Source organism: Periweissella beninensis, assembly GCF_016908275.1.
GTDB classification, from domain to species: Bacteria; Bacillota; Bacilli; order Lactobacillales; family Lactobacillaceae; genus Periweissella; species Periweissella beninensis.
The window spans coordinates 39,354-61,343 of record NZ_JAFBDN010000007.1; the positions used below are offsets into that span (position 1 = coordinate 39,354).

Consider the following 21,990-nt stretch of genomic DNA (forward strand, 5'->3'; position numbering starts at 1 on the left):
TAACAATGGAGGTGAACCGTGTTTGGATTTAAAGGAAAAAAACAACCCACGATAGATAGCAATGAAACATTAGACTTGCAACGTATACCAAAGCATGTGGCAATAATTATGGATGGTAATGGGCGTTGGGCTCAACAAAGACATTTACCACGCATCGCTGGTCATAAAGAAGGAATGAACACTGTTAAAAAAATAACGATGGTTGCTAATGATTTAGGTATTCAAGTTTTAACACTGTATGCTTTTTCAACTGAGAATTGGAAACGGCCAGATCAGGAAGTTAATTATTTAATGGGTTTACCTGTAACTTTTTTTGATACATTTGTACCAGAGCTCATTGCTAATAATATTCAAGTTCAGGTGATTGGCTATACGGATCAATTACCAGCAAAAACACAAAAAGCCGTGAATAATGCAATTGAGCAGACTAAAAATAATACGGGCATGGTTTTAAATTTTGCTTTAAATTATGGTAGCCGAGCAGAAATCGTGAGTGCAGTACAAGCGATTAGTCAAGAAGTGGTTACTAACAATTTAACAATTGAGGCGATTGATGAAACATTAATCAGTGAGCACTTGATGACAAAACAGCTTAATGAGCTTGCTGATCCAGATGTAATTATTCGAACCAGTGGCGAGCAACGTATTAGTAATTTTTTACTTTGGCAAATCGCCTATAGTGAGTTTGTGTTTATTGATGAGCATTGGCCAGCAGTTGATGCTACTATTTTTAAACATGCGTTGTTCCTTTATCAAAAACGGGATCGTCGTTTTGGCGGTTTAAATAAGTAGAAGTGGAGAAAATAAAAAACAATGAAAACTAGAGTGTTAACGGCGATTGTTGCCTTAGCTGTTTTTATCCCATTATTAATATTAGGTGGTTTACCATTACAAATTTTGATTGCCTTTATGGCGATTGTAGCGGTTGATGAAATTTTAATCATGCGAAAAAAACTATTAATTTCATTTGAAGCGATTATTAGTAATATTGCAGTGATAATCGCAGTTCTACCAACTAGTTGGTGGCAAAATAATACGATTAAAATTTTAAGCCAAAATAATTTGATGTATCTCTTCATTATTTTGATGCTTTTACACACGGTAATTAGTAAAAATCATTTTACGTTTGATGATGCGGCGATTATGGTACTGACGGTCTTTTACGTCGGCTTTGGGTTCCATTTCTTTATGAGCGCGAGAAATATGAATAACGGTTTAGCAACCCTTTTTTATGCGTTATTAATTGTCTGGATAACGGACTCAGGTGCCTATTTAGTCGGCCGACAAATTGGTAAGCATAAGTTGGCCCCACGCATTAGTCCCAATAAAACTTGGGAAGGGTCAATTGGCGGAACAGTTGTTTCAGTAATTGTTTCGGCAATTTATCTTTTATTTTTTCCACAGACGTATAGTTGGTCAATTATGATTGTTATTTCATTGATTGCATCGTGCGCGGGACAATTTGGTGACTTGATTGAATCAGCGTTAAAACGCTATTATAATGTAAAGGATTCAGGTAAAATTTTACCAGGGCATGGTGGTATATTGGACCGGTTTGATAGTCTCTTATTAGTACTACCAGTTTTATATTTACTGGGCGTAATAAATTAGAAAAGTGAGGATAAATATTTGCACAATTTGTTAATAACAATTGCAACCTTTATTATTGTATTTGGGATATTGGTTATTGTTCATGAATTTGGTCATTTTTATTTTGCAAAAAAATCAGGAATTCTAGTTCGTGAATTTTCAATCGGAATGGGGCCTAAAATCTTAGCTTTTCGTAAAAATAATACTAGTTATACATTACGGTTGCTACCAGTTGGTGGTTATGTCCGGATGGCTGGTGCGCAAGAAGATGTTGACGATTTACAACCAGGAAAGATGGTTAGTTTACAATTAAATGATGATAGCCAAGTTGTTCGGATAAACGCATCAGATAAACAAATGCTTTTTCAAGGTATTCCAGTTCAAGTTAGTAAATTTGATCTAGTTGATGAACTGTGGATTGAAGGTTATGAAAATGCTGATGAAAATCAATTTAAACGGTTTTACGTTAACCATGATGCAACCATTATTGAACAAGATGGGATTGAAGTGCAGATTGCACCACGGGATGTCCATTTTGAATCAGCTAAATTGTGGCAACGAGCGTTGGTTAGTTTTGCAGGTCCGTTAAATAACTTTATTTTAGCGGTCGTTGTCTTTGCACTGGTCGGTCTTTTACAAGGTGGTGTGCCCGCACAAAATAATAAGTTAGGGGTTGTCTCAGATAACTCAGTTGCGCAAAAAGCTGGCTTAAAAGCGGGGGATCAAATTTTAGCACTTGATCATAAAAAAGTAACCGATTGGACATCAATGGCTACTAAAATTCAAAGTTCGGCAGGACAAAAAGTAGCTGTTACTTATAAACGTGGGGCTAGCGTCAAAACCATTACGGTCGTTCCTAAAAAAGTAACAGTTAGTGGTCAAACAATTGGCTTAATTGGGGTTTCATATCAAATTAAATACGACTTGGCCAGTCGGATTATGTATGGCTTTACGGGTACTTGGGCGATGATTGAACGCATTTGGCATGCCTTAGCTAATTTATTTACGGGTGGTTTTACACTGAATAAATTGGGAGGACCAGTGGCCATTTTTGCTAATACTGAACAGGCTGCGCAAAATGGTGTTGTTTCCGTATTAACGTTTATGGCTTTCTTAAGTGTTAACTTAGGAATTGTTAATCTTTTGCCAATTCCGGCACTAGATGGTGGTAAATTATTATTAAATCTAGTTGAAGCAGTACGGCGAAAGAAGTTATCTGAAAAAAGTGAAAATGCGGTGCAAATTGCTGGGTTTGTATTTTTAATGCTTTTAATGCTTGCGGTAACATTTAATGATATTTATCGTTATTTTATAAAATAATATAATATTAGGGAGATATTTATGAAACAGTCAAAGGTATTCATTCCAACTGTTAAAGAAACACCGGCTGATGCAGAAGTTGTATCACACCAAATGATGTTAAGAGCGGGTTATATTCGGCAAGTGACCGCAGGAATGTATGCGTACTTACCATTAGCTCAACGCGTAATCAATAAGATTAACACGATTATTCGTGAAGAAATGGAAAAAATCGATGCAGTTGAGATGTTGACACCAGTCGTGTTACCAGCTGATTTATGGCGAGAATCAGGGCGATATGATACGTATGGGGCTAACTTATTTAAACTACAAGATCGCCATGAAAGAGATTTTATCTTAGGACCAACTCATGAAGAAACAATGACTCAATTAATTCGTGATGATGTTAAATCTTATAAGCGACTTCCATTATCTTTATATCAAATTCAACCTAAATACCGGGATGAAAGTCGGCCTCGTTCTGGGCTATTACGTGGCCGCGAATTTATCATGAAAGATGCATATTCATTTTCAAGTGATGAAGCTGGGTTAGATAAAGCCTATCGTGATATGGAAAAAGCATATATTAATATTTTTAATCGGGTTGGCCTAGATTACCGTGTAATTGTTGGTGATGGTGGTGCCATGGGTGGTAAAGATTCAAAAGAATTTTCAGCAGTTGCCGCTGCCGGAGAAGACATAATTGCCTATTCAGATAAAAATGATTACGCAGCTAACTTAGAAATGGCTAAAGATTTTTTCCAAGTTAATCGTAATTTTGATGTTCAAAATGAAATGACTAAAATTGCCACACCTAATGTCCACACTATTGAGGAGTTAGCAGCATTCTTGAAAGTTGATGCAACTAAATTAGTTAAGACGGTGGTCTTTATGGCGGATGAAGCCCCTGTGATTGCCTTGGTCCGTGGAGACTATGAAGTTAACGATGTAAAGTTAAAAAACTTTTTAGAAGTTGATAATTTAGCATTGGCAACAGAAGCGGACACTAAAAAATTCTTAGGGGCTAGCTTTGGCTCACTAGGACCGGTAGGTGTAACAGCGGATATTAAAATTATTGCGGATGAAAATATCCAAAACATGGTTAACTTTACCGTTGGTGCGAATGCAGATGGGTACCATTTAACGAATATTAATTTAGATCGTGATTTCAAAGCAACCGCATTAGCCGATATTCGGGTCGCTAAAGAAGGGAGTCGGGATCCACAAGGCGAAGGCCAGCTAGTATTCACTAAGGGAATTGAAATTGGTCATATCTTTAAATTAGGAACAAGATATTCAAAAGCTTTAGGCGCCCAAGTTCTTGATGAAAATGGTCGGCAAAAAGATATTATTATGGGCTCGTATGGTATTGGCGTTTCACGGTTACTTTCAGCAATTGCAGAGCAACAAGCAGATGAAAACGGCTTAGTTTGGCCACAAGCAATCGCACCATATGATATTCATATCATCCCCATCAACCTTAATGATGATGCTCAAAAACAAGTAACAGCTCAAGTTGAAGCTAATCTAGGAGCTGCAGGATTTGAAGTATTGGTAGATGACCGTAAAGAACGTCCGGGTGTTAAATTTGCTGATGCTGATTTAATTGGTTTACCAATCAGAATCACAGTTGGTAAAAAAGCAAGTGAAGGGATTGTTGAAGTTAAATTACGCAAAACGGCGGAGACAATCGAAGTTAGAGTTGAGGAATTACAACAGTCTGTTGGTATTTTATTGGGCCAACATGCTTGAGTACAGAATAATTAAGTAAAAAAAGCTAGGCTAAACAATTGTGATTAAATTGTTCAGTCTAGCTTTTTAATAATTAAGCTACCAATTTGGTAATATTAAGCATACAAGTTTCATAATTTAAGTGGTATCTTTTTAAAATCATTTAAACTAATTTGGTATACTTACTTGGAGCTAGCAAAGTGTTGGCGAAATTCAAAATTAGCTTCATGAAGATTATTATAGGCATTTTGTTCATAATCTTTGAAAAAATAATTATCAGATTTTTTCCAACGTTGCCAAGTGAGGGCATCGGACCAAACTGTTAAAATGGTTAAATTATTATCACCAGTTGCGTGTTTACGCATAACGATAATTGCTGTTAAGCCAGTAACTAAGGGTTGGTTAAACCAACGATTTAAACGGGCTTCAAATAATTCTAAATTTTCAGGATAAACAGTTAAAAAGGAATAATTAAAAAAGCCATGCCAATTAGGTTTACCATGATAATTAATAACGTTATACGTTACGCCAGATTTAAAAATATTTTCTTGTTCGGATAAATCAAGCATTTGTAAACTGTCATTGGTCGAAGAACTAGGCGATAAAACGATAAACTCACGTTCCGGATATGCCGAGCGTAGGTCAGCTAAAATTTGTTTTGAACCATAAGTTAAGTTAAGTTTTCGTAACATAATGCTACCTCCAGTGTAATTTGTGTTCAACATAAGTATAGACTAAAATAAAGTAAAAAGTATTCAAGAGGGGAATTTTTATGAAATTAACAGTTTTAGGTTATTACGGTGGCTATCCAGCCAAAGGGATTGGGACAAGCAGTTTTTTATTAACTGCTACTAATGGTTATCAATTATTAATTGATTGTGGTAGTGGGGCTTTAATGGCCCTAGAACGAATTTTAGATCCGTTAAAATTAAATGCGGTTATTTTATCACACTATCACGCTGATCATATTGCGGATATTGGAGTACTTCAACACTATTGGCAACTAGCACCAGGAAATAAGGCGCAACCAATGCTACCAATTTATGGGTCACCATTAGATGAGCCCCATTTTAACCAATTGGATTGGCCAAACGCGACAGAGAAACATCCTTATCAAGTTGAAAAAAAACTGAAAATTGGGCCGTTTACGATTTCGTTTTTTCAAACTAACCATCCTGTAGCTACATCTGCGATGCGCTTTAAAGAGGATGACAGTGATAAGGAATTTGTCTATACGGCTGATACTACTGTTTGTGCCGATTTACCGGAATTTATTCAAGGGGCAGAGGTCCTCCTAGCTGATACCAATTTTTATGCGGATAAAACTGGGCAAAGATGGCATCTAACAGCACCTGAGGCTGGCGAATTAGCTAAAATGGCGAAAGTTCCAAATCTTTGGTTAACGCATTTGCCACAAACTGGGTTATTAACAACGTTGGTAACGCAAGCCCAACAAGCGGCTGGCCAGAAGGTTAATGTGCAACGCGTCCATCAAGGTCAAATAATAAAAATATAATAAAAACTTACTTTTTTTCAGTTAATTTTGTAAAAAGGGTTACATTTTATAATCAACTTGTATATAATGAGAATAGTTAGATAAAATTAATAGCAAACAAGACCGTTAAAGAATTGGAGGCAACCACTATGAAGGTAACGTTATACAGTTCGTCAAGTTGCACATCATGTCGGAAAGCACGCAAATGGCTTGAAGAGAATAACATTCCATTTACGGAACGCAATATTTTCAAACAACCTTTAACCGAGGATGAGATTAAAGATATCTTACGCTTAACCGAAGATGGAACCGAAGAGATTATTTCTACCCGTTCAAAAGTATTCACTGATATGCATATTCGTTTAGATGATTTAAAACTAGGTCAATTAGTTGCGTTAATTCAAGAGAAGCCCGCAATTTTAAAACGCCCAATCATGATGGACGATCGTCGTTTACAAGTTGGATACAATGAGGACGAAATTAGATTATTCCTGCCACGTCAGGTTCGAAAAGCCGAACTAAAGCGCGCGCAGTTAATGGATAATCTAGCATAAGAGAGATTGAAAAGATTACTGTGAGGGTGTTATGTAAATGACAGCCTTTTTTTATTGTGTTTTCGTTGAAAAATTTTAAAAAATTAGTAAAATATAGTAGATAGGGGTGTTGTAACAAAATGTTGGAATAGCTCTAAAGTAGAAAGGATGTGGCTGGTCATGAAGAGTTTACGAGTAAATGATAATGTCATTCGTGTGAGCCTAGCCGAAGATGATTTTAAAAAATTAGGTTTTACTTTAGGGGATGTCATTCATGGTGATGTTGATGTACAAGATATATTTGACGAAGTGATTGATGAACTTGATGTAAATGATGAGTTTGAAGTTGTGGGGCAATGTGCAATGCAATTAGCACCAGCTTATGGAGGACTCGAATTATATATTAGTAATAGTGAAGATGCTGATGCTTTTAAAAAATTTATGTCAGATGCTGAGTACTTTAAGGATGTTTTTGGTTATCCAATTAAAGACATGGCTGATGGCACGCATTATGATATTAAATTAATGCCAGAAGATTTTTTAGCTAGTCTTAAAGATTTGATTGAAGATCCTGAACTTTTAGATCGGTTTGCTAAAGAACATTTGGCCAAAACTGATAATAGTTCAGCTTTTGAGGAAAGTTTAAAAGAAGTCTCAAAAGTAATCGCTAAGCAAGAAACGCATGAATTACATGACTATTTGCCAGTTTTTAAATTTGCAAGCTTTGAAAATTTTGTCCAATTAGCACAAGATTTAGTCTTTATCAATGGGTTAAGTCATTTATATACCTATGAGGATGAATACTACTTAGTATTAGAATTTAAAGATATTACAGTAATTGATGATGCAATTTCACATGTTGTTGAACATACATTGGAATATAGTCAATTAGTTAAAATGGCATCTGCTAATATTTTACATGAGCATGGGCAATTGGTCATGAAAGATGTTGCAATTGAGTTAGCACGATACTATTTTAAATAAAGCATATTACTAGTTTATAAGTGCAAACCGGCAGCCACCATATTTATAAGGTGGCTGCTTTTTTGATGCCGTAATATCCGCTTAATGCGTATTTTAAAAGTATAGATTAGAAGGGGGTATCACTAATTTGTTAATGGCTTATGATCAATTGAATACCTTAATAGCTGCTAGTCAAATATTGACCACGGGCCCTTATTTTTGTCCAATTTGTCAACAACCAGTGATAAAGCGGGTTGGTCTTTATAAAGTTGCTCATTTTGCACATTATCAAAAAGCCTGTCTAGAAGCTAATGTTAGCGAAGGCGAAACAGTTGAACATTTAAAAGGTAAATTACAATTAGTTGAATTTTTTAAAGATCATTATCAAACTAGTTTAGAAGTTTACTTTCCACAAATTAAACAACGTGCTGATTTGCTATTACAAAATAAAGAACGCAAAATTGCGATTGAATTTCAATGTAGTCCAATCAGCTTGACTAAATTAATGGAGCGTACGAGTGGCTATCAACAACTAGGGATATCAGTTATTTGGATTTTAGGGCAACGCTACTTTAATCAGTTAAATAAAGAAAGTGTCTTAACTAAATTTGGTACATTAGTGAATCATAAAGTGATTGTTTTAGCGTGGGATATTAGGCTAAAGTATTTAAAAATTATCGCTGGTTTAGCAAAATGTGATTTTCAAAAAATATTGCTTATTACACGGCAAGTGCAAACATACGAACAATATTATCAAGCATTAATGGCTATCAAACAGTTAAAGGTTAATTTACAAATCAATGCAACCTTACGAGCTAGACATGCTTTGAAATGGGCACAGTATATTTATCGCGGATCACAACAAAAGACAGTTAAAAGGTGGGCTTATCGTGACGGTTGTCAATTAGTTGGTGCGCCGTGGCTTGTTCATGCGACAGTCAAAATGCCATTGGGACTGAAGTGTTTACAAGCTGAATGGCGTTGTCAAAATATTTTAAATTTACAGCAGTATCAAATTGGAGAAGTTATTTCCCTGATGGAGTTAAAAAAAAGATGGCTACGGCCTGTTGATTGGTGGCCAATGCGCCCTGACCTACTTGTAGCTAGTCAAATGAGGTTAATGGATCAGATGATAACTGATTTAGTGGTAGTTGGCGTTTTAAGACCGGTTAACACGACGCATGTTGAATATATAGCTAAACCGCAATGGTTTAAAAATTTAGATAAGAAATATCAATCATATAAAAATTAAATCTTGATGAGAGTGTTTTTGTGGTAAGATAGATATTATCAATATTTTGGAGGAATAATATGTCAGAAGTTAAGCAACTACCTACACGTGATGAAGTGCCAACCGCGCAAACATGGGATTTAGCAAAAATTTTTGTTGATGATAATGCTTGGGAAGAAGCTGTTAAAAAAATTAAAGCTGAATTAGTTACTACCGAACCATTTATCGGCCATTTAGCTGATGATGCCAAAACTTTATTAGCAGCTACTAAGGTTATTTTAGAAATAACACGAGAAATTGAAAAAATCTATGTGTATGCCTCGATGAAATCAGATCAAGACACCGCCAATGCTAAATACTTAGGTTATAGTACTAAAGCTGGTGCGCTATGGGCTCAAGCGAGTGCGGCAATTGCCTTTTTTGAACCAGAAGTAATTGCAATTGATGAAAAACAATTAGCAAGTTTTTTAGCCAGTGATCAAGAATTAGCGGAATATACGATGTTCTTTGCTAATATTACCAAAGCACGCGGGCATGTTTTATCGCCAAATGAAGAAAAACTACTTGCTGGAGCCAGCGATATTTTTTCCGCATCTGAAAATACATTTGGAGTCTTAGATAATGCTGATTTAAAATTTGGTGTCGTTCAAGATGAAGATGGGAATGATATTCAACTATCAAATGGAGTATATGCTCGGCACTTAGAGTCAACAAATCGGGCAGTTCGTAAGCAAGCATTTGAAACTTTATATGCTAGTTATGAACAATTCCAACATACCTTTGCTTCGACATTATCACAACATGTGCATGGTCATAATTATTTAGCGCGCGTACACAATTACAACTCAGCCCGAGAATCTGCTTTAGCCGGTAATAACATTCCAGAAGCAGTTTATGACACATTAGTAGCACAAGTTAATCAACATTTACCATTGCTCCATCGCTATGTAACGTTGCGGAAAAAATTATTAGGGGTTGAAGAATTACATAGTTATGACTTATATACACCAATTACTGGTGAAGCATCATTAACTTTTGACTATCAAGCGGCGCAAGCAGAAGCCTTAAAGGCATTAAAACCACTAGGTGATGATTATTTAGCAATTGTGCAAGAAGCCTTTGATAATCGATGGATTGATGTAACTGAAAATAAAGGAAAACGTTCGGGGGCCTATTCAGGTGGGGCTTATGATACCAATCCGTATATTTTACTTAATTGGCAAGATAATTTAGATAATTTGTTTACGTTAGTTCATGAAATGGGCCACTCAGTACATTCATACTTAACTAGACATAATCAACCATATCAGTATGGTGATTATACGATCTTTTTAGCTGAGATTGCATCAACCAGTAATGAAAACATTTTAACGGATTATTTATTAAAAACACAAACTGATCCTAAAGTGCGGGCTTATATTTTAAATCATTATTTAGATGGGTTTAAAGGTACTGTTTTCCGCCAAACTCAGTTTGCAGAATTTGAACATTGGATTCATGAACAAGATGCTAATGGAGAAGCACTAACAGCTGATGCTATGAGTGATTTTTATGCTGATTTAAATCAAAGATATTATGGTACGACATTAGTGGCTGATCCTGAGATTGCGTTAGAATGGTCGCGCATTCCGCATTTTTACTACAATTACTATGTTTACCAATATGCCACGGGAATGTCAGCTGCAACGACATTAGCTCATAATATTACAACTGGTGTACCAGGAGCTGTTGATGCTTATAAGACATATTTAAAAGCGGGTAATTCAGATTTTCCAATTAATGTGATGAAACAAGCAGGTGTTGATATGACGGCACCGGATTATTTAGACGAAGCATTTGCAGTATTTGAACAACGCTTAAATGAATTGGAAGCTTTGCTAGCTGAAAATAATTAAGGTACTCCTATAAAGCAAGTAACATAGCTTATTTAGTTGTACTTTTAGTTTCGCTTAAAAGAAAAGACGCTTTGTTACATGATACTGATAGTCTAAAAAGTAAATAAGTGATAAGCAATTAATTCAAAATATGGGTTAGTTGCTTTTTGTAATTTACGACAAAAAATGTTTTTTTGAATAATTAGTTACAATATTTTTTCATGTTTTATCTTGTTAAGGAGATTAAGTTAGGCTTACAATAAAAAAGCATTATGAAAAGAGTTAGGGGAATTTATGGCACATTTTATACAACAAGTTATTATCCTTATTCCCGTGGGGATATTGGCCGGCATTTTGAGTACAGTTACTGGCCTAGCTTCACTAGTTTCATATCCAGCATTATTAGCATTAGGTTTGCCACCAATTGTAGCGAATGTAACGAATACTACAGCGTTAGTGATGACTGGTATTGGCTCAGGGCTTGCATCAAAAAAAGAATTACGGGGGCATGGTGACGAATTATTAAAAATTTTAGTAATTGCTGTCATGGGAAGTTTACTCGGGTGTGTCTTATTATTAGTCGCACCAGCTAGTGTCTTTGAACATGTAGTACCGTTTTTAATTTTTGTAGCTGGGATTTTACTGCTTTTGAAAGCCCGACAGAAAATTGTACCACCAGTTAAGATTAACGGTGTTGTGCATAATGCCCAAAACGCAATACCGATGACTAAAAGGACCCAAATACTGTTTAATGTGGGGATTTTTTGTATCGGTGCGTATGGGGGGTATTTTGGTGCAGCAGCTGGTGTACTTATGCTAGCATTGTTAGCGTTTGAGGCTAAGAATGAATTTCCAGTGTATAATGCCATTAAAAATGTTGTACTTGGTGCTTGTAATATTGTATCAACGACAATCTATACCTTTACGGCGCATATCAATTGGCAAGTTGCGGTTGCAATGGGGATCGGGTTATTGATTGGTGGCTATATTGGACCATATATTGTGAGATTAGTTCCTGCACGTTTATTACAAATTGTAATTGCATTTGGTGCATTTGGTTTGGCAATCGATTTATTTGTGAAAGCTTTTTTTAATTAACGTAGAATGAATTCGATTATTAGAATTGGTGTCTCATCAAAATCAGCGTTAATAGGAAGTACCTTTAAAAGGATAAGATATATTTACCCATTTAGCGATTATGTGCCGTTTAAAAAAATTTACAACAAAGGTAGCAGTGCTAAAATAACTTAAATTAAGTTATTTTAGCACTGCTACCTTTGTTATATCATTTGAAGTGAATTATCGATATGGTAAAATTTATTTTTTGAAAAAACCAGTTGCTTTACTAATGGTATTTAATAAGTCGTTAGTATTATCAATTTCGTCATTTTCAAAAGCAGCCGCAATTGAAAGCCCCATTAGCTCGGTAAAAGCAACGGCAACAGAGGCATTCATGGTTGCCCCTAAGACGGTGCCAACCCCGGGAATAATTTTAATAATATTACCGGCGACTGACCGGGCAACTGAAGTAGTGGCAATTGCGGTTAAGACCCCTTTAATTGCACCATCGGAGATTCGATTACCATAAGCCCGATAAATAGCCGCGATCATGGCACTCTGAATTGGTACTAATAAAGTAGCATCGGTAAAGGGAATTGGACTAGCTGCCACCCCCGCAGCAGCAATAGCCGCGGTATGCACTGCTTTTAAGGCGCTGGTGTTAGTAATACCGGTTAAATTGGCCTTTTTAAGTAATTTATTATCAAGTTTAGCTAATTTTTTTGCGTTTAAGTTCATTATCAGTCCCCCACTAATTTATAATTAGCATATCATATAAACACTAAAAATATTAATTTAAAGTATCAATGTTACTAAAAATAAGGCTAGGATATCTTGAATACTTATCTAGTAACTTTAAAAAGTGCTAGTTATTAAATAATAATAGTACCCATAGTTCCTAAAAGTGTGATAATGTTTTAATTAAATTTAAAAGGAGCAATTTAAATTAGTAACATGAAATTTAACGATTATTGGAAAAAATCAGCTTTACAGCAATATTCAAAATTCTTTCGAGGGCTATACTTACTTTTTTGGCCAGTTCTTTTAGTTATTTTGATTACAGTTATGACGGGGCTTTTTAACCACGTAATTGCCTTAGTTGCCACCATTTATGTGGCAATATTTATGCTTACTTTTTTTATTGAAAGTATGCATAAATTTGTTAAAACCTCATATGAGCATAAACAAAATAAGGCTAACCAACATAAATACTAATTTTGGTAATTAAAAAAGCCGCCTAAAGGGAGCTAACGGAAATTATAGATAGATATCCTTGTTAGCTAAGTTATCAAGACATACTTGTAAATAATTTTGATTATGTTCAGGATAAATAGGGGTAGTTAACGGTACTGCAGGTAAGGTGGTATATGGTAAACATGTTTTACCACGGTAAAGGGGATCATACCAATGCTGATCTGGTCGATAACCACGTTTTTGCATTTCCGCTAAAACAAGTAAATGAAATTGGAACAATTTATATGGTGAATGCAAAAAGACATAATTTACCGTAGCGTGGTTTTTAGCCCAACCGTTGCCACGTAAAGCAGCTAGTTCACGATGTTGACCAAGTAACTGTTGGCGCGGTAACTTTGTAATAAGTGCTTCATGCCATAATCTCATAAATATCAACTAGTCCTTTATAATTAGAATTTATTTACTAATTGTAATACAGAAAAGTACGGCAAATCAAATTATTAAACTAAATTATTAACATCCAATTTTTGCTCTAATAGTGTTAGAAAATAAAAAATTGAGGCTATTATATGACGAAAATCTTATTGTTTATTGGAGCATTACTATTATTAAGCTTGCTATGGTGGGTAACCATTCAACTTTGGCAAAAACATAAATTGAATTTAGTTTTTGGCTTTTGTTTTTTTAGGATTGTTTGCTGGTAGTTTAGGATATTTATATTGGCTTATTCTTAATGTCAAAAATCCATTAATCACGAAATTTTTATGGATGCCATTGATTTCGGTTTTAAGTTTTATTGTGATGTTGTTTTTTGCATACCAATTGCTATTATTATGGAATGCATAGGTTGTTTGGCGTAAAGAAAGCCATAACTTAGGGAATTCATTAACCTTATTAGCAATCTTTGTTATACTATTGCCCATTGTCAGAGTCGTAACCAATCGTTACTTTTTGGGGACGATGGTCACCTTTTTAACAACGACTGTCATTATGTTATTGGGTTATGCAATGCTATTGTTTTTAAACTTTTTAGTTGTGCTGGCTTTATATCAAAAAAGTCGCATCAACCAACATGTTGATTTTATTATTGTGTTGGGTAGTGGCTTAATTGGCGGCACAAAGGTGCCACCACTATTAAGACAACGCATTAACAAAGCTATTGATATTTATGATACGCAAAAGGAGCGTGGCGAAACAGCGCCTAAGATAATTTTATCAGGGGGGCAAGGAGGGGATGAAAAAATCCCAGAGGGGCAAGCGATGTTAAAGTATGCCGTGACGCATGGTGTCGCGCAAACAGATGCAATTGCTGAGGATAAATCAAAAAACACCTACGAAAATATGCAATTTTCGAAAGTTATTATTGATGAAATGGCCCCCAAAACAGCTAATATAATCTTTGTTACTAGTAATTACCATACTTTTCGTGCTAGTCGCTTAGCCAAGCAAGTTGGTATCGACATTGAGGGAATCGGGGCCCCAGTATCATTTTTCTTCTTACCAAATGCGATTATTTGTGAATTTATTGCCATATATGCACCTAAAAAAGAACTCAAGTCGCGATGGGGTATTAGTCATCTTACTTGCAGCAATTGTTACGGTCTTAAATATGGGAATTGGTTAAATGGTGTTTGTGCCAAGGAATTCTAACAAGAGATAAATAACCGAATGTCATTTAAAAATGGCATTCGGCTATTTGCACTAGGACGTTTTAGTAAGATAAACCCTCAGGTTTCACTAAGCGCAGCGATAATTAGTTTCTCCATTTTAGCGGGTTTAGTAATTGGTGCATAGCGATGTAAGATGGTACCATCTCGGGCAATTAAAAATTTGGTGTAATTCCATTTGATGGGCCCTGTTTGCGACTGTGTTTTCAAGTATGTGAATAATGGATCAGCATTTTCACCGTTGACTAAAAGCGGTTTAGTAATTGGAAAGGTTACCCCAAAATGAAGTTGGCAATAATTTTTTATTTCGGCAGAATTAGTTAGTTCTTGATGAAACTGATTAGAAGCACAGCCAATTATGACTAACCCTTGCTCATGATAGGTTTGATACAACGCTTGTAAATCGGAGAGTTGTGGAGCAAGCCCACATTTACTAGCGGTATTAACAATTAATAAAACTTTATTTTTATAATCGAAGAGTGAAATTGGGGAGCCATCCATTTCAGTTAAGGTAAAATCATAAATTGTTGGCATAAAAGACCTCGTTATTAGCAAGTTTAATTATTAACTTAAAATGATCATAAACCAAACAAAATGAAAATCCAATGAAAACGCTTACGATTTAATAATTACTAAATTAATTAATAAAATGGTAAAATTAAATTAAGTATAAGCAGTTACTTAATTTGAAAAATCTGAAAAAATTTAAATTAGCTATAATCGGCTATATCTAGCTAAGTAGACCGTGTTACTCAATGATAACTTATTTGACAAGGATTATAATTATATGTTTATCATAGATAGATAGGTATGAGTAATTTTTCAACAAGGGGGGCTTTAATGACAATTGAGGTAGAAGTAAAAAACGTGACTAAAATTTTTGGCAAACAGCTAGCAAAGGCCAAAAAATTGGTACGTGAAAATAAAAGTAAAGAAGATATTCTTGCTCAAACTGGGGCGACGGTAGGCGTTGATCGCGCAAGCTTTACGATTAAACAAGGTGAAATTTTTGTGATTATGGGGTTATCAGGGAGTGGTAAATCAACACTGATTAGAATGATTAATCAGTTAATACCAGCAACTGATGGTCAAATCTTGATTGACGGTCAAGACTTAACCAAGTTAAATAAGCAAGAAATGATTGCTTTACGGCGTAAAAAAATGAGTATGGTTTTTCAAAACTTTGCGCTATTTCCAAATTATACGATTATTCAAAATGTTGCCTTTGGCTTGGAAATTAAAGGTAAAGATAAGGCCCAAAGAGAAGCACGAGCGCATGAAGCATTAGAATTGGTGGGGCTAAAGGGATATGATGACCAATATCCTAATCAATTATCTGGTGGTATGCAACAAAGAGTTGGCTTAGCGAGAGCGTTGGCTAGTGATACGGATATTTTGCTGATGGATGAAGCTTTTTCAGCACTAGACCCCTTGAATCGGAAAGAAATGCAAGATGAGCTATTACGCATTCAAAGTGAACTACATAAGACAATTATTTTTATTAGTCATGATTTAAATGAAGCATTAAAATTAGGTGATCATATTATGATTATGCGTGATGGGCAAGTGATTCAAACTGGAACGCCTGAGGAGATTTTAACACAACCGGCTGATGATTATGTGGAGCGTTTTATTGAAGATGTTGATCGCTCACGGGTGTTAACAGCTGCTAATGTAATGATAAAGCCTGCCATGGTGAACATTGAAAAGTCAGGGCCACGGACGGCTTTAAGAGAAATGCGCGAAAATAATACCTCATCGATTTATGTCATTGACAATCAACAACGCTTTATTGGGATGGCCGATGCTCGGGATGTCATTGAATTGGTTAGAAAACAGCAAAAAGATTTAGGTCAGGTTTTGCAAAAAGATGTGCCAACAACGAATCCTGACACACCAATCAAAGAATTAATGTCAGAGATTTCAACAACGCCAATTCCGTTTGCAGTTCTTGATGAGCGGGAACATTTGTTGGGGATTATTGTCAGAGGGGCTGTGTTAGGTGCTTTAGCTGGGGATGGGGTGACTGAATAATGGATATTTTAATCGCAAAACTACCGGTAGCCGATTGGATAAATGATTTTGTTAAATGGTTATCAGGCTTTACGGGCTTTTTTAATGGAGTGACCAATTTTATTGGTGCTATTGCCAATATGTTTCAATGGGTCTTTGACCTAATTCCAATTTGGTTATTCTTTGTTTTGATTTTAGGCTTAACATTTTATGTTAAACGTAATGATAAAAAATGGGGTCTTTTAATTTTTGAATTATTGGGATTACTTTTCATATGGAATATGGGATATTGGCGTGATATGACACAAACGCTAACGCTAGTTTTGACCTCATGTCTAATTGTCTATGTCATTGGTATTCCACTGGGAATTTGGATGGCAAAGACCCAGTGGGTTAATATGGTTATGCAACCGGTCCTTGATTTTATGCAGACCATGCCAGCCTTTGTGTACTTGATTCCCGCGGTGGCGTTTTTTGGTATTGGGACCGTACCGGGAGTTATTGCGTCAGTAATTTTCGCCATGCCACCAACAGTAAGAATGACGAACCTAGGAATTAGGCAAGTCCCAGTCGATTTAATTGAAGCTGCTGATTCATATGGTTCAACCAGTTGGCAAAAATTATTTAAGGTGCAATTACCATTAGCCCAGTCAACGATGATGGCCGGGATTAACCAATCTTTAATGTTAGCTTTATCAATGGTTGTAATTGCCTCAATGATTGGTACATTGGGCTTAGGAACACAAGTTTACTTTGCGGTTGGTCGAAATGACGCCGGGGCTGGATTTACCGCGGGTCTTTCAATCGTTATTTTGGCAATTATTCTTGATCGGATAACGCAATCATTAAAGAAGTAGGTAAGGGGGAAGAAGCGATGCAAAAAATAAGCAAACACTTACGCTTAAGTTCCCTACTGGTACCGATACTTGGATTAGTGCTCCTTTTAAGTGGTTGTGCGAGCCAACTGAAGGCTTATGATGCGCAACAAAAGCTAGGGCCGCAACTTAATTATACAATTACCGGGATCGATGCTGGGGCAGGAATTATGGGAAATACCCAGACGGCATTACAGGTGTACGGCTTGAAAACGGCTAATTGGCAACTACAAACAAGTTCAACGGCGGCAATGACAAGTGCTTTAAATAAAGCAATTCAGTATAAGCAACCGATTGTTATTACTGGTTGGCAACCCCATTGGATGTTTACTAAGTATAAACTTAAATTCTTAAAAGATCCTAAAAATGTGTACGGTAAAACGGAAAATATCGATACAATAACGCGCATTGGGTTTAAACAAAGTAATCCGGCGGTATATAAGTTTTTACAAAATTTTAATTGGACACCAACTGAAATGTCAGGCATTATGCTAAAAGTCAACAATGGGATTGATCCGGCTAAAGCAGCCCAAGCATATATTGATAAACATCCACAGCAAGTTAAGCAATGGCTAAAAGGCGTCGCTAAGGGACACGGCCAAAAGGTCACAATTGCTTATGTAGCTTGGGATTCTGAAATTGCTTCAACTAATTTGGTTAAACGTATTTTGGACAAACGAGGCTATCAGGTGACTATTCAAGCAATGGAAGCCCAACCAATGTGGGCAGCCGTTGCCACTAAGGCCGCTGATATCTCATTAAGTGCTTGGCTCCCAAATACACATGCGATTTACGCTAAACAATATAAAGGTAAATATGTAGATGTGCGGGCCAATTTACATGGTGCTAGAACAGGCTTAGCGGTACCAACCTATATGAAAAATATTAATTCAATTGAAGACTTAAAAAATAAGTAGGCTTTTAAATCACAATAAAGGTGTGGACTAAGGATAAGTCCGCACCTTTATTTGTGCTTGAAAAATTACGAATTAGTTACGGCAGATTTAATTTTCGGTAGTTAGAAGGTGAGCTAACTTTTCAATCCCTAATTGAATTTGCAAAATACTAACATTAGAGAAATTAAGGCGTGCCCCATTGGTAACATTTGAAACTGGGTATTGCCCATTACTAGGCACAAAGACAATGTGGGCTTGAGGGAGACAAATTTGCTGCATAAAGTCATTCATATCAAACGCATCTTGATGTTCTAGCCAGATGAAAAAACCACCACTAGGTTTAGTAAATTTAAGATTACTGGGCATGTGAATTGTCAAAGCAGTGAGCATTGCCGCTAACTTTGCTTGGTAGCGTACTTTAAGTTGGTTAATATGAGCGTCTAAGTTAAAATGTTCCAAATAATAGCTTAAGGCTTCAAGGGTCAAGGTGGGTGATTGGACATCAACAGCTGCTTTTAAACCAGCTAATTGAGTAATTAGCTTACTAGAACCGACAACATAACCAATTCTTAGCCCCGGTGATAGAATTTTAGAAAAGCTCGAAACAAATAATACACGATCATCAGTGTCAAAACTCTGGATAGTTGGTTGTGGTTCACCGTGGTAACGCAATTCACGATAAGGTGAGTCTTCGATGATATAAAAATTGTATTCCTTAGCTAGCTGGGCAAGACGTTGTCGCTTAGGGGTACTCATGGTAATCCCCGTGGGATTTTGAAAATCTGGAATTGTGTATAAAAGTTTAATTTTTTGGCTTGTAGCTTGGCTCTTTTTAAGTTCATTTTCAAATATCGTTAAGTTAAGACCATCTTCTTCCATGGGAATCTCGTAAAATGTTGGTTCATAAGCCTGAAAAGCGGCAATTGCTCCCATATAAGTTGGTGCTTCAAGAGCCAAACCCGTTTGAGTATTAAGGAATAGGCGGCTAATTAAATCAATTGCTTGTTGCCCACCTTGAGTAACTAGAATGTTTGCAGGATCAAATTGGCCGTTATTGTTAAAGTTATGGCGCGTAATTAATTGTTCACGCAGTTTTAAAGGTCCCTTGGCATCAGTGTATTGAAAGATTGCTTGATGTTGATTAGCGATGGCCTGACTAAAAGAAGTCGCCAAGTCAGTCTCAGGAAACAGACTAGTATCTGGATAACCACCAGCAAATGAGATGTTTTTAGGGTCTGAACTAGCCATAAAGAGGTCTGCCAAACCTGATGGATCACTATTAGCAATGCGATTAGCAAATTGGTTATTGATAGGTGAAGTATTCATAAGTGGACGGTCCTCGTTATCATCGATTTTAGTTATTGACATTAGCTTACTATTTTAATTTAGATGAATCAAGATACACAAATTCATTGTTTTGATGAATTTTTTTCAACAAATTGATATAACAATGCTCGCTAGGTGTTTATTAAAAATTAAATTATGACTTAGGAATGTATTCTTAATGATAATACAATATTAAATGTCGGATATAATGGATATACCATTTAGGGGGGGATCGATATGTTAGTTAAAGGTGGACGTTTACTAATTATGTTAGTGGGGCTTGGCATGCTAATAATTGGTTTAAAAACAAACCTAGCAGGCGCAACTAATTATGCATTGCAACCAATCATGGCAATCGTGCTAATGGGCATGCTAGCAGTACTACTAGTATTAGGGGGGTTATTGTTAAATCGGGTTTTCAATCAAATGTCGCATAAAATGCTTTGGCTATTAATTATTACGGTGTATCTTAGCATAGTAGGGATTCAATTATTAATCATCAAAAATTTCACACCTTCATTTGTCCGGGATCCATTTCGAGTGATTAATACAGCAATTAGCCTTAGTCAGCACCAATTGCAATGGCCCATTTATTTTTCAAGGGCCACCAACAATGTCAATATAACGGTTATTTTGGCGCAACTTTTAAAAATAACGCATTTTTTACCAGTTAGCCCAATTTTACAGGTTCGTCTCTGGCAATTAGCGTTAGTGCAACTAGTAATATTGGTGATGTTAGTAAACACGTATTTAATAACGAAAAAGTTAAGTACAGTATTAATGACCTTAATATGGACCTTAATTATCCCGTTTTTTTATACCTATAATTTGCTAGTATTTTATTCAGACATTTGGATTATGCTAGGTTTTGGGATAGTAACTTTAAGTGCTTTATTACTTAACAACACTAAAAAACCATTAATACAAGGGTTGGTGCTATTATTAGCGGGTAGTAGTGCGTTGATTACGCAACTAATTAAGCCTAATTTTATTGTTGTCATTCCAGCTTTACTGATTTGGTTAGTGATGTGTCAAGCAAAGGATCAGGTGCCTAAAAAAAGTGGGCTACTCGTGGTGACCATTAGTGTTGCAGTCATTTGTGCATTTCCCGTTAATAAATTGATTGATCAAGCAGTTAATTTTGAACCAGTTGAGCGCTATGAGTTTCCAATTCAACACTGGATGATGATGGGACTTAATCTAAAAAGCGGTGGCACTTATTCTCAAGCAGATGTACAATTAACGGCTAGGCAGGCCACTTTAACAGCTAAAAAGCAACAAGATACGGCAATCATAAAAGCACGTTTAGAAAAGATGTCATTAAAACAAATTAGTCAATTATTTGTAACTAAATTAACGAACTTACAAAATCAAGGAAAGTTAAATCATAATTATCTTGATGGCTACGTCAAGGCGCCCAAGTGGTATTTGCAACGGCGTTTATTCGTTGATAATGGTATTACTAATTTGACCCGTCTTGGCATGGTTATTTTATATGGCCTGGCCTTGTATACTATTATGATGAGCCTTTTCTTTGGCCGACGAAATGCCCATACTTTGTTAGCGGTGCTACTAATATTGGGCTTAATTGTCTTTCATACCCTAATGTGGGAAGCCAATAATCGGTATGGTGAAGCAATGCTAATTCCCTTACTTTGCATAGTAACCACTGGTTTTGAACAGGCAAGCGAGTTAACAAAGAAGTGGTCGCTAAAGGGCTGGTTGGCGGTAACCTTTTTAGCTAGTTGTCTCATGGCTTTCTTGGGGGATCAACAGTCAATAGCGACTTCCCAAAAACTTAAGCAACCCCTAGTTAAAATAACTGGTCAATATGCCAATTGTGGTGGTGGTTTCAATTATCAACCAGTTTCGCTCGCACCAAAGCAACGTTTAGTACAAAGCGTAACGTTACCAGTTAGTGCCAAAAAATTACAAATTTTAGCGTATGGTCATCAAAATATCCGCTTTAATTTGTATTATCACCATAAATTAATTTATCAAGTGGCAAATATTACAAGTAAACAACGGCACTTAAATATGAATCATGATTTCAATATTTATGTCTACCATACATTTAAGCCCGGTAAGTATAAGTTGGTTTTTACTAATTCTCAGCATACAATTGGTAAAGTTAGGGTGCAAAAAGCAGCTTACAAGTTGCAAGAAGGGCAAATAAAAGAATTATCCGGCAATGCTTCTTTTATTTTTGCCTTTTCTCGTTAAGGTTGAAGCGAAAAAAATAAA

The 21,990-nt window shown here is 36.0% G+C and carries 20 protein-coding genes; 15 read left to right on the plus strand and 5 right to left on the minus strand.

Annotation, left to right across the window (positions count from 1 at the left end):
- Window positions 1-18 precede the first annotated feature (18 nt).
- The 4 genes from JOC59_RS04160 to JOC59_RS04175 are packed head-to-tail and all read left to right on the plus strand — an operon-like array spanning window position 19 to window position 4,641.
- Window positions 19-792, plus strand: a complete 774-nt coding sequence (locus tag JOC59_RS04160; protein WP_205143541.1) for an isoprenyl transferase — start codon at window positions 19-21, stop codon at window positions 790-792.
- Between the two features lie 21 nt (window positions 793-813).
- Window positions 814-1,611: a phosphatidate cytidylyltransferase gene (locus JOC59_RS04165; protein WP_205143542.1), complete on the plus strand. Its 798-nt coding sequence runs from the start codon at window positions 814-816 to the stop codon at window positions 1,609-1,611.
- Between the two features lie 27 nt (window positions 1,612-1,638).
- Complete coding sequence (rseP, locus tag JOC59_RS04170; RefSeq protein WP_205143590.1) at window positions 1,639-2,910, plus strand: RIP metalloprotease RseP; 1,272 nt, start codon at window positions 1,639-1,641, stop codon at window positions 2,908-2,910.
- Between the two features lie 21 nt (window positions 2,911-2,931).
- The gene (locus JOC59_RS04175; RefSeq protein WP_205143543.1) at window positions 2,932-4,641 is read left to right on the plus strand and encodes a proline--tRNA ligase; all 1,710 of its coding nucleotides are present in this window, start codon (window positions 2,932-2,934) and stop codon (window positions 4,639-4,641) included.
- Between the two features lie 161 nt (window positions 4,642-4,802).
- On the opposite strand, the gene JOC59_RS04180 is transcribed toward JOC59_RS04175, so the two are convergent.
- Window positions 4,803-5,312 carry a hypothetical protein gene (locus JOC59_RS04180; protein WP_205143544.1) on the minus strand — a complete coding sequence of 170 codons (510 nt, stop codon included), beginning with the start codon at window positions 5,310-5,312 and terminating at the stop codon, window positions 4,803-4,805.
- An 80-nt stretch (window positions 5,313-5,392) separates the two neighbouring features.
- Between JOC59_RS04180 and JOC59_RS04185 the strand changes: the two genes are divergently transcribed.
- From JOC59_RS04185 to JOC59_RS04210, 6 genes are all read left to right on the plus strand, one after another.
- The gene (locus tag JOC59_RS04185; protein ID WP_205143545.1) at window positions 5,393-6,136 is read left to right on the plus strand and encodes an MBL fold metallo-hydrolase; all 744 of its coding nucleotides are present in this window, start codon (window positions 5,393-5,395) and stop codon (window positions 6,134-6,136) included.
- Window positions 6,137-6,264: 128 nt separating this feature from the next.
- Entirely contained in the window at window positions 6,265-6,669 is a 405-nt protein-coding gene (gene spx, locus JOC59_RS04190; RefSeq protein WP_205143546.1) for a transcriptional regulator Spx, read from the plus strand.
- A gap of 159 nt (window positions 6,670-6,828) precedes the next feature.
- Window positions 6,829-7,632, plus strand: a complete 804-nt coding sequence (locus tag JOC59_RS04195; RefSeq protein ID WP_205143547.1) for an adaptor protein MecA — start codon at window positions 6,829-6,831, stop codon at window positions 7,630-7,632.
- 133 nt (window positions 7,633-7,765) lie between these two features.
- Window positions 7,766-8,863: a competence protein CoiA gene (locus JOC59_RS04200; protein ID WP_239517013.1), complete on the plus strand. Its 1,098-nt coding sequence runs from the start codon at window positions 7,766-7,768 to the stop codon at window positions 8,861-8,863.
- A 59-nt stretch (window positions 8,864-8,922) separates the two neighbouring features.
- Entirely contained in the window at window positions 8,923-10,737 is a 1,815-nt protein-coding gene (gene pepF, locus JOC59_RS04205; RefSeq protein WP_205143549.1) for an oligoendopeptidase F, read from the plus strand.
- A 273-nt stretch (window positions 10,738-11,010) separates the two neighbouring features.
- A complete protein-coding gene (locus tag JOC59_RS04210; RefSeq protein WP_205143550.1) occupies window positions 11,011-11,814 on the plus strand; it encodes a sulfite exporter TauE/SafE family protein in 804 nt (267 codons plus the stop codon).
- 219 nt (window positions 11,815-12,033) lie between these two features.
- Here the strand turns inward: JOC59_RS04210 and JOC59_RS04215 are convergent, their stop codons facing one another.
- Together JOC59_RS04215 and JOC59_RS04220 are read right to left on the minus strand one after the other, a co-directional pair.
- Window positions 12,034-12,513 (minus strand): DUF697 domain-containing protein, encoded by a 480-nt coding sequence (locus JOC59_RS04215; protein WP_205143551.1) that lies wholly within the window; start codon window positions 12,511-12,513, stop codon window positions 12,034-12,036.
- A gap of 519 nt (window positions 12,514-13,032) precedes the next feature.
- Entirely contained in the window at window positions 13,033-13,395 is a 363-nt protein-coding gene (locus JOC59_RS04220) for a TIGR02328 family protein (protein WP_205143552.1), read from the minus strand.
- A gap of 534 nt (window positions 13,396-13,929) precedes the next feature.
- Between JOC59_RS04220 and JOC59_RS04225 the strand changes: the two genes are divergently transcribed.
- The gene (locus JOC59_RS04225) at window positions 13,930-14,619 is read left to right on the plus strand and encodes a YdcF family protein (protein ID WP_205143553.1); all 690 of its coding nucleotides are present in this window, start codon (window positions 13,930-13,932) and stop codon (window positions 14,617-14,619) included.
- A gap of 77 nt (window positions 14,620-14,696) precedes the next feature.
- Here JOC59_RS04225 and JOC59_RS04230 read toward each other — a convergent pair whose 3' ends face one another.
- Window positions 14,697-15,170 carry a glutathione peroxidase gene (locus JOC59_RS04230; RefSeq protein WP_205143554.1) on the minus strand — a complete coding sequence of 158 codons (474 nt, stop codon included), beginning with the start codon at window positions 15,168-15,170 and terminating at the stop codon, window positions 14,697-14,699.
- 306 nt (window positions 15,171-15,476) lie between these two features.
- Here JOC59_RS04230 and JOC59_RS04235 point away from each other — a divergent pair, with 306 nt between their 5' ends.
- The 3 genes from JOC59_RS04235 to JOC59_RS04245 are packed head-to-tail and all read left to right on the plus strand — an operon-like array spanning window position 15,477 to window position 18,441.
- Complete coding sequence (locus JOC59_RS04235; RefSeq protein WP_205143555.1) at window positions 15,477-16,670, plus strand: quaternary amine ABC transporter ATP-binding protein; 1,194 nt, start codon at window positions 15,477-15,479, stop codon at window positions 16,668-16,670.
- Window positions 16,670-17,506: an ABC transporter permease gene (locus tag JOC59_RS04240; RefSeq protein ID WP_205143556.1), complete on the plus strand. Its 837-nt coding sequence runs from the start codon at window positions 16,670-16,672 to the stop codon at window positions 17,504-17,506. Before JOC59_RS04235 ends, JOC59_RS04240 begins: the two co-directional genes overlap by 1 nt.
- A 17-nt stretch (window positions 17,507-17,523) precedes the next feature.
- Window positions 17,524-18,441, plus strand: a complete 918-nt coding sequence (locus JOC59_RS04245; RefSeq protein WP_205143557.1) for a glycine betaine ABC transporter substrate-binding protein — start codon at window positions 17,524-17,526, stop codon at window positions 18,439-18,441.
- Window positions 18,442-18,528: 87 nt separating this feature from the next.
- Here the strand turns inward: JOC59_RS04245 and JOC59_RS04250 are convergent, their stop codons facing one another.
- The gene (locus JOC59_RS04250) at window positions 18,529-19,746 is read right to left on the minus strand and encodes an aminotransferase-like domain-containing protein (protein ID WP_205143558.1); all 1,218 of its coding nucleotides are present in this window, start codon (window positions 19,744-19,746) and stop codon (window positions 18,529-18,531) included.
- Between the two features lie 237 nt (window positions 19,747-19,983).
- On the opposite strand from JOC59_RS04250, the gene JOC59_RS04255 reads away from it, so the two are divergent.
- On the plus strand, window positions 19,984-21,969 hold the full coding sequence (locus JOC59_RS04255; RefSeq protein WP_205143559.1) for a glycosyltransferase family protein: 1,986 nt from the start codon (window positions 19,984-19,986) through the stop codon (window positions 21,967-21,969).
- Window positions 21,970-21,990: the final 21 nt, after the last annotated feature.

Coding starts and splice junctions, on each gene's coding strand:
- JOC59_RS04200 (WP_239517013.1), top strand. CDS start 7,766: ATGGCTTATGATCAATTGAATACCTTAATAGCTGCTAGTCAAATATTG.
- JOC59_RS04230 (WP_205143554.1), bottom strand. CDS start 15,170: ATGCCAACAATTTATGATTTTACCTTAACTGAAATGGATGGCTCCCCA.
- JOC59_RS04240 (WP_205143556.1), top strand. CDS start 16,670: ATGGATATTTTAATCGCAAAACTACCGGTAGCCGATTGGATAAATGAT.
- JOC59_RS04210 (WP_205143550.1), top strand. CDS start 11,011: ATGGCACATTTTATACAACAAGTTATTATCCTTATTCCCGTGGGGATA.
- JOC59_RS04215 (WP_205143551.1), bottom strand. CDS start 12,513: ATGAACTTAAACGCAAAAAAATTAGCTAAACTTGATAATAAATTACTT.
- JOC59_RS04185 (WP_205143545.1), top strand. CDS start 5,393: ATGAAATTAACAGTTTTAGGTTATTACGGTGGCTATCCAGCCAAAGGG.
- JOC59_RS04175 (WP_205143543.1), top strand. CDS start 2,932: ATGAAACAGTCAAAGGTATTCATTCCAACTGTTAAAGAAACACCGGCT.
- JOC59_RS04165 (WP_205143542.1), top strand. CDS start 814: ATGAAAACTAGAGTGTTAACGGCGATTGTTGCCTTAGCTGTTTTTATC.
- JOC59_RS04180 (WP_205143544.1), bottom strand. CDS start 5,312: ATGTTACGAAAACTTAACTTAACTTATGGTTCAAAACAAATTTTAGCT.
- JOC59_RS04225 (WP_205143553.1), top strand. CDS start 13,930: ATGGTCACCTTTTTAACAACGACTGTCATTATGTTATTGGGTTATGCA.
- JOC59_RS04245 (WP_205143557.1), top strand. CDS start 17,524: ATGCAAAAAATAAGCAAACACTTACGCTTAAGTTCCCTACTGGTACCG.
- spx (WP_205143546.1), top strand. CDS start 6,265: ATGAAGGTAACGTTATACAGTTCGTCAAGTTGCACATCATGTCGGAAA.
- JOC59_RS04220 (WP_205143552.1), bottom strand. CDS start 13,395: ATGAGATTATGGCATGAAGCACTTATTACAAAGTTACCGCGCCAACAG.
- JOC59_RS04250 (WP_205143558.1), bottom strand. CDS start 19,746: ATGAATACTTCACCTATCAATAACCAATTTGCTAATCGCATTGCTAAT.
- JOC59_RS04195 (WP_205143547.1), top strand. CDS start 6,829: ATGAAGAGTTTACGAGTAAATGATAATGTCATTCGTGTGAGCCTAGCC.
- JOC59_RS04235 (WP_205143555.1), top strand. CDS start 15,477: ATGACAATTGAGGTAGAAGTAAAAAACGTGACTAAAATTTTTGGCAAA.
- pepF (WP_205143549.1), top strand. CDS start 8,923: ATGTCAGAAGTTAAGCAACTACCTACACGTGATGAAGTGCCAACCGCG.
- JOC59_RS04255 (WP_205143559.1), top strand. CDS start 19,984: ATGTTAGTTAAAGGTGGACGTTTACTAATTATGTTAGTGGGGCTTGGC.